A 10,797-nucleotide genomic window follows, 5' to 3' on the forward strand; every position below is an offset into this window, starting at 1 on the left:
TACTTCCGCACCACCGACGTCACCGGCGTCATCACGCTGCCCGAGGGCACCGAGATGGTCATGCCCGGCGACACCACCGACATGACGGTCGAGCTCATCCAGCCGATCGCCATGGAGGAGGGCCTCGGCTACGCCATCCGCGAGGGTGGCCGCACCGTCGGTGCCGGCACCGTCACCAAGATCATCAAGTGAGCCGTGCCGGGTCAATGCGCGCATAGCGCGCGTTGACGCGGCGTCGGCTCAGATCGAGTAGCCGCCAACGGCGGCGTATCGAGATCTGCGCGAGATCTCCGCACGAGATCTGCACTTGAGACCTGCAAAACCCCCGGGGCTTATGCCCCGGGGGTTTTGTTGTCCTCAGACGCAACCGATACACGCATGAATGCAGATTCGAACACCACTGCATCCTCACGCGTCGAACCGCGCCTGACCGGCCAAAAAGCCCTGCTTCCCACCGCCGCCTCGCGTTTTCTTCACCCGTTCTTCGATCGACGATCGGAATTCCCTGTGCTTACCCTGAACGTGTCCTGAGTCCGCGGGAACCACCCGGACCACTCCGCTCGAAGCCGAAGCCTCTCGTGCCCGGTGGGTGGTGACTCCACGTCACAGCCACTCCCGCCGGGCGGTGTTCGGCGTGCCCCGGGAATCGCATGCTCATCCGTTCGTCGCGCGCGCTGCGCCACCGCGTCACCGCGGCGGCGCTGGCCTGCCTCGTCGGCCTCGGGTTCGGCGTCGGCGCGGTCTCGCCTGCGGGGGCGGCGGTGGAACCGGAGCCGTCGCCCAGCCCCGAGGAGACGACCGACGTCGCGCCCGAGGAGAGCGGCACGGCCGCCCCCGCGCCGAGCCCGCGGGCGCTGCGCGAGATGTCGATCCTGGCAGCCGGCGTGCCCGAGGCGCCCGTCGAGGTGTGGGCCGAGAGGTTCGCGGAGGTGGGCGGATCCGCGCTCGTGCGCCTGCCGGATTACGCGTCGGGCGCCTACACGGCAGACACCTTCTGGCTCGACTACGCCGACTGCAACGGCGTGCTGGTGACCTACAACACCGCTCTCGCGGCCGGCGCGACCGAGTGCACGTCGACGAACGCCACGAACCAGCAGAACGCTCGGGTGAACATCCGCCGCATGGCCGACGTGCTCGGACAGGTCGACGCCGGCGTGACCGGAGGGACGTCGGCCGCACCCGCCAACGGATCGACGGCTGCCACGCGATCCAATCGCGCCCTCGCGGAGTGGACCTCCTCGGGTACGGGTGCGGCCGGGGGTACGCGGATGCTCGACCGCGTCACCGGAACGGGCGTCGCGAACCCTGCGGGCGGATACTTCACCGCGTCGATCGACATCGTCGAGGCGTCGTGCACGACCGCATCCGCTCGCTCGCAGATCGCTCTCGCGCTGGGCGGCACGACGCTGACATCCTCGCCGATAACGGCGTGCACCGACGCACGATCGGCCTTCTACACCTCTCCGCTCGTCTCCGGGCAGACCGGTTGGGTCTACGGCGGCGACGCGGTGCGCGCGGGGCGCTTCACCGCCACGGGTTCCGTGCGCGTGGCGGCGGGGGAGCTGGGGTCCCTGCGTCCCACGGTGCGCAACCTGAACCTCTCCAGCGGCGGCAACGATGTCGGGGTCGACAACCTCCGCATCCTCGACGTCACGCCGAGCCTCGATGTCGCGTTCGGCGACGAGAGTGTCGTGGCCGGCACACCGACGACGCTGACCTATACCGTCACGAACACCGGCGAGCTCGCTGCGAAGGCCGACTGGGGTTTCGCGAACACGCTCCCGACCGGTCTCCGCGTCGCGGCCACGCCCAATGTCGGGGGGACATGCACGAATGGTTCGGGGACGGCGTACTCCGTCGTCGCCGCCGCCGGCTCGTCGTCGGTCACCGTCGCCGGCGCCGATCTCGCGGCCGGTGCGCAGTCCTGCACGGTGACGGTCGATGTGGTGGCGGCGGAGCCGGGGACCTACGAGAACGGTGCGGACGACGTCTCGACGATCCTCGTCGCTCCGGAGGCGGCGACCCTCGTCGTCGACCCGCGCACCACGGTGACGCTGCAGAAGAACGTGACGGCCCGCACGGCGGCGACGGACCAGTTCACGCTGTCACTGCGCAGCGGCTCCACCGTGCTCGCATCGGCGACGACAACGGGGACGGCCACCGGCGTGCAGAGCGCGCGGATCGACGCGTTCACGGTCACTCCGGGCGCGCAGTACACGATCCATGAGCAGCCCACCTCCGGCGCGGGCCTCGGTTACGGAGCCACATACGAGTGCCTGCGGGACGGCACGGTGATCGCGTCGGGCGCGTCGACCGCCGGGTCGCTGACCATCCCGGATGAGCCCGGCGCACAGGTGGTGTGCACCTTCACGAACACGCCGCAGCCGGCCGCCTTCGCGTGCGACGCGACGCACTTCTCCTCCGTCTCGCAGACCGGCGCCGTCGTGCAGGGCGACATCGTGACGGGCGCGACCGTGGCGGCCGGCGGCTGGTCGAACCAGACGAACGTCAACGGCCTCGGCGTAGGCGACGGCGGCACCGTCGCCTACGCGTTCGCGCGCTCCACCGACGCGACGAGCGTCAGCGCGATCCTGAAATGGTCGAGTGCCGGCGGCTACCAGACGCTGTCGGGAACGGCCTACACCCCGCGCAACGCAGCGGGCGCGGCGGTGGCGGGGTCCCTCGTCGCGGGTGCCGTCGACCTCGAGAACAACCGGTACATCTTCGGCAAGTTCAACAGCGGTCGGTTCCATCTCTGGAGCTTCACGGAGGCGAACCCCACCGCATCGCGGTTCGCGTACCTCGGCTCCTTCGCCACCGGCTCGTCGCCCAACGGCAACGGCGACATGGCCTTCGACGATCGCGGGAACCTCTACGTGCTCGGGGCGGCCGCCGTCAGCGGGGCGAACAGCGCAGCGATCTACACCGTCACCGCGGCGACCCTCGCGGCGGCCGCGGGCGGCGACCTCGCCGTGAACGCCTCGACGACGAAGTCGATCACGGGAACGGAGTCCTCTCCGGCGTTCGGGAACGCCAACGGGATCGCGTTCTCGTCGCGCGGCACGGCGTTCCTCAGCGACGGGCAGAGCGCGTACGAATTCGACCCGACGACGTGGACCCGGGTGGCAGGCAGCCCTCGCGTGGCGCTGACCTCGTCGACCGACCTCGCCGGCTGTGCGTCGCCGGCGACCCTCGCGGTGCAGAAGAACGTCGTCGGGCGCGCCGCCGGGGCCGATCAGTTCACCCTCACGGCCAGCGCCGACGGCGCGACGATCGCCACAGCGACCACGGCGGGGTCGGCCACGGGCGTCCAGGCGGCGCAGATCGGGCCGCTGCCGGTCCCGGTGGGCAGGACCGTCGGCGTCTCCGAGGCCATGGCCGCCGGGTCCTCCTCCCCGATCGGCGCATACACCCGTGTCTACGAATGCTGGTCCGACGGCGTGCGCCTGTCGACGGGATCGAGCGAGAGCGGTCAGGTGACCATGCCCGATCGCCTCGGCGCGGCCGTCACGTGCACGTTCTTCAATTCCCCGCGACCGGCCTCCACCGTGACCGTGACGAAGCGGGTGCTCGATCCCGCCACGGGTCAGGCCGATGCGGCGAGCGGCTGGACGGTGGGGGTCAGCGCACAGGCGACCACGGGCACCGCCACGGCGCTGCCGAGCGAAGCCCCGCGCCAGCAGACCGGTGCGAACGGGTCCGCCGTCTGGACGGTGCTGTTCGGATCCACCGCGTCGCGGGCGACGCTGACGATCTCCGAGGTGCAGCAGACCGGCTATCTCTTCGTCGGCGCGACGTGCACCGTCGACGGAGCGAATCGATCGGTGAGCTTCGCGCAGAGCGGTCAGAACGTCAGCGGCACGCTCACCGGGATCGCCGCGTCCTCCACGGTGGCCTGCACGATCACGAACCGCCCCGTCGCGACACTCACCCTGGTGAAGGACGTCGCGTTCGGCGCGGCCGACGCGTCCGAATGGCTTCTCGCGGCGACCGGCCCGACGACCGCCCTCCCGGGGCCGAGCGGCGCCGGCGGAACCACGCGGGTCGACGATGAGATCGTCTCGCCCGGCGTGCCCTACCGGCTGTCGGAGTCGGGAGGTCCCGACACCTACGTCCAGACGGCCGGCTGGACCTGCGTCGACGGCTCGGGAGCCGCCGTGGCCGTGACGGATGACGGGGCGGTGACCCTCGCGCGAGGAGCGAGCGTCACCTGCACCGTCACGAACGCGACGGCACGGCTGACGCTCGTCAAGCAGGTCGACCAGCCCCGACCGGGATTCCAGCCGCAGGACTGGGAGGTCACCGCCGCACCCGAAGCGGCCGACGGGCTCGACCTGCCGACCGAGACGGTCGTCGGCGCGGAATACGCCCCGGGCGAGAACGCGGCGAGCACCGTCGACGTGCGCCCCGGGCATCCGTACACCCTGAGCGAAGAGCTTCGCGACCCCGACAGTGCACTGGCGTACCGGCAGGTTCGCCTGGAGCGCCTCGAGGGGTCCACGTGGGTCCCCGTCGCGTCCACGTCGATCACCGCACCTGCTGCGGGTCAGTCCGCGGTGTATCGGTTCGTGAATGCGCCGGTCAACCCGACCGAGCTTCCCCTGACCGGTGGGCAGAGCACCGATGCCTACCTCCTCGGCGGCGGAGCCGTGCTCCTGGCCGCCCTGTCGCTCGCCGGCTTCCACGGCTGGCGCCGAACGCGGAGGAGTGCCGCAGTGGCCTGACACGACTCCGTCTCCGCACGACCTCAACCATCCCACCCAGGCAAGACCGCTCATCACACGAGAGGAACTCATCCCATGTCCATCAGCAAGCGGATCACCGCCGCCGTCGGAGCGATCGCCCTCGGCGCGCTCGCCGCCGTCGCCGCGGTCGCCCCCGCACACGCGGAGCCGGGCAACATCGACCCCGACGCGCCCCGCAGCCTCACCGTCCACAAGTACGCCCTCGGCCCCGAGAGCCCGCAGGACATCGGAACCGGCCAGGAGATCCCCGGCGGCATCCCGGGCACGCCGCTGGCCGACGCCGAGTTCACGGCGCAGCTGGTCGAAGACGTCGACCTGCTCACGTCAGCGGGCTGGGACACCGTCGCCAACCTCACCCCCGCGACCGCTGCGGGCCAGGTCGGCACGACCTCCTTCACCGCGGTGTCGGACGCGAACGGCGTGGCGGAGTTCTCCGCCGACATGCCGATCGGCCTGTACCTGGTCACCGAGACCGCCCTCCCCGACGATGTCACCAACCCCACGGCGCCGTTCCTCGTGACCCTCCCGTTCCCGACCGGCCCCAGCGGAGCCCCGGCGAACGAGTGGATCTACGACGTGCACGTCTACCCCAAGAACGCGGTGACGGATCTCACGAAGACCCGCATCCCGGCGCCGGCGAACTCCGAGGAGGCGCGCAACCCCGACCTCATCCGCTGGGGCATCTCCTCGGTGATCCCGACGCTGGCCGCCGGTGACGCGATCGACACGTTCGTGCTGCAGGACAGCATCCCGAGCGAGCTCGTCTACGTCACCAGCCCGCCGGCCGGAGTCGACCCGACCGGAGTCACGGTGACCGACGCCGCCGGGATCCCGCAGTCGTTCACGGAAGGCGCCGGCGGGGACTACACCCTCGAGATCGTCGACGACACGATGACGCTGACCTTCACCCCGCAGGGTCTCACGCGCCTCACGACGCTGCAGGGGGGACTGGTGACGCTCGACGTGCTGACCCGCGCCGTGGCGATCCCGGCGAGCGGCAACATCGTCAACACCGCGACGGCCACCGTGAACGGCGCCACGGAGTCCGTGACCGGCACGACGCCGATCGGTCAGCTCACCGTGTTCGCCTTCGAGGCTGTGGGAGACGGCACCCGCACCCCGCTCGCGGGCGCCACCTACCAGGTCTACCTCAACGAGGAAGACGCGATCCGCGGCGAGAACCCGATCCTGATCGACGGGGTCTCGGACTGGACGACCGACGAGACCGGATACGTGGAGATCCCGATCATCACCCCCGGGAACTACTGGGTGCGCGAGATCTCGCCGCCGGCCGGCTTCCAACTGCCGTCGCCGGACCGCGTCTACACGCAGGTGGTCGCGGGGGAGACCTCGACCGTTCCGCCGATCCAGAACTACGTCGAGTTCCAGCACAGCCAGGTGCCGGCGTTCGCGCTGCCCCTCACCGGTGGTGACGGCGGCGTGTGGTTCGGTGTCGGCGGTGCCGCGCTCCTGACGATCGCGGTGGGTGCGGGCGTCGTCGTCGCGCGTCGCCGTGCGGCCGAGGCTCGCGCGACCGCGTAAGCTCGCCCGACGTGACCGGCAAGAGGGTGGAGGCTCCCGTGGGGACTCCACCCTCTTCGCCGTCGCCGGCGAGCGTGACGGCCGCGCCGGGGTCGCGGCGGGAGCGGCGCCGGCGCGGGCGGTGGCGCCTGCCGGTGATCTCGCTCCTCATCGCCGTCGCGAGCGTGATCGGCGTGGGACTGCTGCTCTACCCGGCCGCGGCGGCGTGGTTCAGCCAGTACGCGCAGTCCGAGCGGATCGGCGACTACGCCGACGACATCCGCGACCTCGGTGCGGACACGCTGCGCTCGGAACTCGAACGCGCGCGCGACTACAACGCCGCCATCGTCGGCGGCGGTGCCGACATCGCCGCGAACGAGCGGCTGCCTCTCGCCGACGGATCCGGCGGTTCCGCGGAGTACGACGGGCTGCTCGCGGCCGACTCGGAGGGGCTCATGGCGCGCCTGAAGATCCCGGCGATCGACCTCGACCTCCCGATCTATCACGGAACGAGCGAGACGGTGCTGCACCGCGGTGTCGGTCACCTGCAGGGCACCGCCCTGCCCGTCGGCGGCGAGGCGACGCACTCCGTGCTCACCGCCCACCGGGGTCTGGCCACCTCAGAGCTGTTCACGCGACTTGACGAGGTCGGCGAAGGCGACACCTTCACCGTCGAGGTCTTCGGTGAGGTGGTCACGTACGAAGTCGTCGAGACGCAGGTCGTCCAGCCCGAGGAGACCGAGACGCTGCTCCCGCAGCGCGGTCGCGATCTCATGACGCTCGTGACCTGCACGCCGCTCGGAATCAACAGCCACCGCATCCTCGTGACGGGAGAGCGGGTGATCCCCACGCCGCAGGCGGACCTCGATGCGCAGGGCCGGGATCCCGAGATCCCCACCTTCCCGTGGTGGGCGGTCGCCGCCGGTGCCGCCGTGTGCGCTGCGGGTGGCTATGTGTGGCTCGCGGGGCGGCCCGTCCGACCGCGGTGATGCGCAGGACGGCGGCGTTTCCTGGGAGTCGACCCAGCGCGACACGCCCGGGTTTGCGTGGGATGTCGACCCGCGGCTAAGCTAGTCAGGTTCCACATTCCGGCGTGCGCTTCTGTGCGCCGCCGGATCACTGCCAGGGCAGTGCATAGGCGGCGCATCGAACTCTTCGAGCCAGACGCGCGAGGACCTAGGCCGCGGGCAGCAGAACGCCACACCGACACCTCCTCGAACGGGATGCACTCCCGTGCGTGCGAGTGTCGGCCGGACACCCGATGTCCGGATTGACATCAGAACAGCGGTGCAGCAGAACCCGCGAGAGCGGGACGAAAGTGCCAGGGCGCGAAAGCGCCGTGTGCGTCCGATGCCTGCGCTGTGCCCCGCAAGGGGAACACCGCGGTAAGACGCGAGAAAGAGAGTGAGCAGACAATGGCGGGACAGAAGATCCGCATTCGCCTGAAGTCGTACGACCACGCAGGTCTCGACTCCTCGGCGCGCAAGATCGTCGACACCGTGACCCGTGCGGGCGCGACGGTCGTGGGCCCGGTGCCCCTCCCGACCGAGAAGAACGTCGTGTGCGTCATCCGGTCGCCCCACAAGTACAAGGACAGCCGCGAGCACTTCGAGATGCGCACCCACAAGCGTCTGATCGACATCGTCGACCCGACGCCCAAGGCCGTCGACTCGCTGATGCGTCTCGACCTGCCGGCCGACGTCAACATCGAGATCAAGCTCTGAGGTCCGATCCATGGCTGACATCAACACCAAGGTTTCCAAGGGCCTGCTGGGCACCAAGCTCGGTATGACCCAGGTCTGGGACGCGGACGGCAAGCTCGTCCCCGTCACCGTCATCGAGGTGGCCCCCAACGTGGTCACTCAGGTCCGCTCGGTCGAGAAGGACGGCTACAACGCCGTCCAGATCGCCGTACGGGCCAGATCGATCCCTCGCAAGGTCAACCAGCCCCTCACGGCCCACTTCGAGGCCGCGGGAGTGACCCCGCGTCGCCACCTCACCGAGATCCGCACCGCGGACGCCGCTGACTACTCACTCGGTCAGGAGCTCACGGTGGACGGCATCTTCGCGTCGGGCCAGTTGGTCGACGTCGTCGGCACCAGCAAGGGCAAGGGCACCGCGGGTGTCATGAAGCGCCACAACTTCAAGGGCGTCTCCGCTTCGCACGGTGCGCACCGCAACCACCGCAAGCCCGGTTCGATCGGCGCCTCGGCGACCCCGAGCCGCGTCTTCAAGGGCATGCGCATGGCCGGCCGCATGGGCGGCGAGCGCGTGACCGTCCTCAACCTCACGGTGCACGCCGTCGACGCCGAGAAGGGCCTGCTGCTCGTCAAGGGCGCCGTCCCCGGCGCGCGTGGCCGCACCGTCTACGTCCGCAACGCAGTGAAGGGTGCCTGATCTCATGGCCGACTCGACTCTCGCGCTCGACGTCCGCAGCGCCGACGGCAAGAACGCCGGTTCGGTTGAGCTTCCCGCCGCGCTGTTCGACGTCAAGACGAACATCCCGCTGATCCACCAGGTCGTCGTCGCGCAGCGCGCGGCGGCTCGCCAGGGCACCCACTCGACCAAGCGTCGCGGTGAGGTCTCCGGTGCCGGCCGCAAGCCCTTCAAGCAGAAGGGCACGGGTAACGCCCGTCAGGGCTCCATCCGTGCGCCGCACATGACCGGTGGTGGCATCGTCCACGGGCCGAAGCCGCGCGACTACGCGCAGCGCACCCCCAAGAAGATGATCGCCGCCGCCCTCCTCGGTGCGCTGAGCGACCGTGCCCGTGGCGAGCGCCTCCACATCGTCGAGGCCTTCGGCACCGAGAACGGCCCGTCGGCCAAGGCCGCGGCGTCGGTCCTCACCGGCCTCGGCGCCACCAAGAACGTGCTCGTGGTCGTGGACCGCGACGACGAGCGCAGCATCCTGAGCGTGCGCAACCTCGCGTTCGTCCACGTGCTGTCGTTCGACCAGCTGAACGCCTACGACGTGCTCGTCTCCGACGACATCGTCTTCACCAAGGCCGCCTACGACGCGTTCGTCGCGTCGAAGAGCGCCGCCACCGAGGAGGTCTCGGCATGAGCACGGACAACGTCCTGCAGACGGCATCCAACAAGGACCCGCGCGACATCATCCTGAAGCCGGTCGTCTCGGAGAAGAGCTACGGACTCATCGACGAGGGCAAGTACACCTTCCTGGTGGACCCCCGCGCCTCGAAGACCGAGATCAAGGCCGCGATCGAGAAGATCTTCGGCGTGAAGGTCGCGGGCGTCAACACGATCAACCGCGTCGGCAAGGCCCGTCGCACCCGCTTCGGCACGGGCAAGCGCAAGGACACCAAGCGCGCCATCGTGACGCTGAAGTCGGGCTCCATCGACATCTTCACGGCAGTCAACTGACGGTCGGGTAAGGGACGAGACAAACATGGCTATTCGCAAGTACAAGCCGACGACCCCCGGTCGCCGCGGCTCGTCGGTGGCCGACTTCGCCGAGATCACCCGATCGACGCCGGAGAAGTCGCTGCTCCGTCCGCTGGCCAAGACCGGTGGACGCAACAACCAGGGCCGCATCACCACCCGCCACATCGGCGGTGGGCACAAGCGCCAGTACCGCGTGATCGACTTCCGTCGCAACGACAAGGACGGCATCGATGCGAAGGTCGCTCACATCGAGTACGACCCCAACCGCACCGCGCGCATCGCGCTCCTGCACTTCGCCGACGGTGAGAAGCGCTACATCCTGGCGCCCGCCAAGCTCAAGCAGGGCGACATCGTCGAGTCGGGTGCCGGCGCGGACATCAAGCCCGGCAACAACCTGCCGCTGCGCAACATCCCCACCGGTACGGTGATCCACGCCATCGAGCTCCGCCCCGGCGGCGGCGCGAAGATGGCCCGCTCGGCCGGCGCCTCGGTGCGCCTGGTCGCCAAGGACGGCCCGTACGCGCAGCTGCGTCTGCCCTCGGGTGAGATCCGCAACGTCGACGCGCGCTGCCGCGCGACGATCGGCGAGGTCGGCAACGCCGAGCAGTCGAACATCAACTGGGGCAAGGCCGGCCGCAAGCGCTGGAAGGGCGTCCGCCCGACCGTGCGCGGTGTCGCCATGAACCCGGTCGACCACCCGCACGGTGGTGGTGAGGGCAAGACCTCCGGTGGTCGCAACCCCGTCACCCCGTGGGGTCAGCCGGAGGGTCGCACCCGCCACCCCAACAAGGAAAGCGACAAGTACATCGTCCGTCGTCGCACCGCCGGCAAGAAGCGCAAGTAGGTAGGAACAGAAGATGCCACGCAGTCTCAAGAAGGGCCCCTTCGTCGACGAGCACCTGCTTCGCAAGGTCGTGTCGCAGAACGAGGCGGGTTCGAAGAACGTCATCAAGACCTGGTCGCGTCGCTCGATGATCATCCCGGCCATGCTGGGCCACACGATCGCCGTGCACGACGGTCGCAAGCACATCCCCGTGTTCGTGACCGAGACCATGGTCGGCCACAAGCTGGGCGAGTTCGCGCCCACCCGCACCTTCCGCGGCCACGAGAAGGACGACAAGAAGGGCCG

The 10,797-nt window shown here is 69.8% G+C and carries 9 protein-coding genes and 1 pseudogene; all 10 read left to right on the plus strand.

Annotated features, from left to right (window positions below):
* A pseudogene (locus B4E30_RS05785) lies at positions 1-192 on the plus strand (elongation factor Tu); the annotation flags it as partial.
* A gap of 458 nt (positions 193-650) precedes the next feature.
* Complete coding sequence (locus tag B4E30_RS05790; protein WP_286793951.1) at positions 651-4,724, plus strand: prealbumin-like fold domain-containing protein; 4,074 nt, start codon at positions 651-653, stop codon at positions 4,722-4,724.
* A gap of 75 nt (positions 4,725-4,799) precedes the next feature.
* The gene (locus tag B4E30_RS05795) at positions 4,800-6,287 is read left to right on the plus strand and encodes a SpaH/EbpB family LPXTG-anchored major pilin (protein WP_286793952.1); all 1,488 of its coding nucleotides are present in this window, start codon (positions 4,800-4,802) and stop codon (positions 6,285-6,287) included.
* An 11-nt stretch (positions 6,288-6,298) separates the two neighbouring features.
* A complete protein-coding gene (locus B4E30_RS05800) occupies positions 6,299-7,255 on the plus strand; it encodes a class C sortase (RefSeq protein WP_348670273.1) in 957 nt (318 codons plus the stop codon).
* Positions 7,256-7,681: 426 nt separating this feature from the next.
* The gene (rpsJ, locus tag B4E30_RS05805) at positions 7,682-7,990 is read left to right on the plus strand and encodes a 30S ribosomal protein S10 (protein ID WP_039403048.1); all 309 of its coding nucleotides are present in this window, start codon (positions 7,682-7,684) and stop codon (positions 7,988-7,990) included.
* Positions 7,991-8,000: 10 nt separating this feature from the next.
* The gene (gene rplC / locus B4E30_RS05810) at positions 8,001-8,663 is read left to right on the plus strand and encodes a 50S ribosomal protein L3 (protein ID WP_286793954.1); all 663 of its coding nucleotides are present in this window, start codon (positions 8,001-8,003) and stop codon (positions 8,661-8,663) included.
* A gap of 4 nt (positions 8,664-8,667) precedes the next feature.
* Positions 8,668-9,330: a 50S ribosomal protein L4 gene (gene rplD / locus B4E30_RS05815; RefSeq protein WP_071044917.1), complete on the plus strand. Its 663-nt coding sequence runs from the start codon at positions 8,668-8,670 to the stop codon at positions 9,328-9,330.
* Entirely contained in the window at positions 9,327-9,647 is a 321-nt protein-coding gene (gene rplW / locus B4E30_RS05820; protein WP_071044918.1) for a 50S ribosomal protein L23, read from the plus strand. Before rplD ends, rplW begins: the two co-directional genes overlap by 4 nt.
* A gap of 25 nt (positions 9,648-9,672) precedes the next feature.
* Positions 9,673-10,512, plus strand: coding sequence for a 50S ribosomal protein L2 (rplB, locus tag B4E30_RS05825; RefSeq protein ID WP_071044919.1), 840 nt, complete (start codon positions 9,673-9,675; stop codon positions 10,510-10,512).
* Between the two features lie 13 nt (positions 10,513-10,525).
* The coding region (gene rpsS / locus B4E30_RS05830) for a 30S ribosomal protein S19 (protein ID WP_286793956.1) at positions 10,526-10,797 on the plus strand (272 nt) is incomplete at its 3' end.

This window comes from Microbacterium sp. UBA3394 (genome assembly GCF_002358725.1).
In the GTDB taxonomy this organism is placed as follows: Bacteria; Actinomycetota; Actinomycetes; order Actinomycetales; family Microbacteriaceae; genus Microbacterium; species Microbacterium luteum.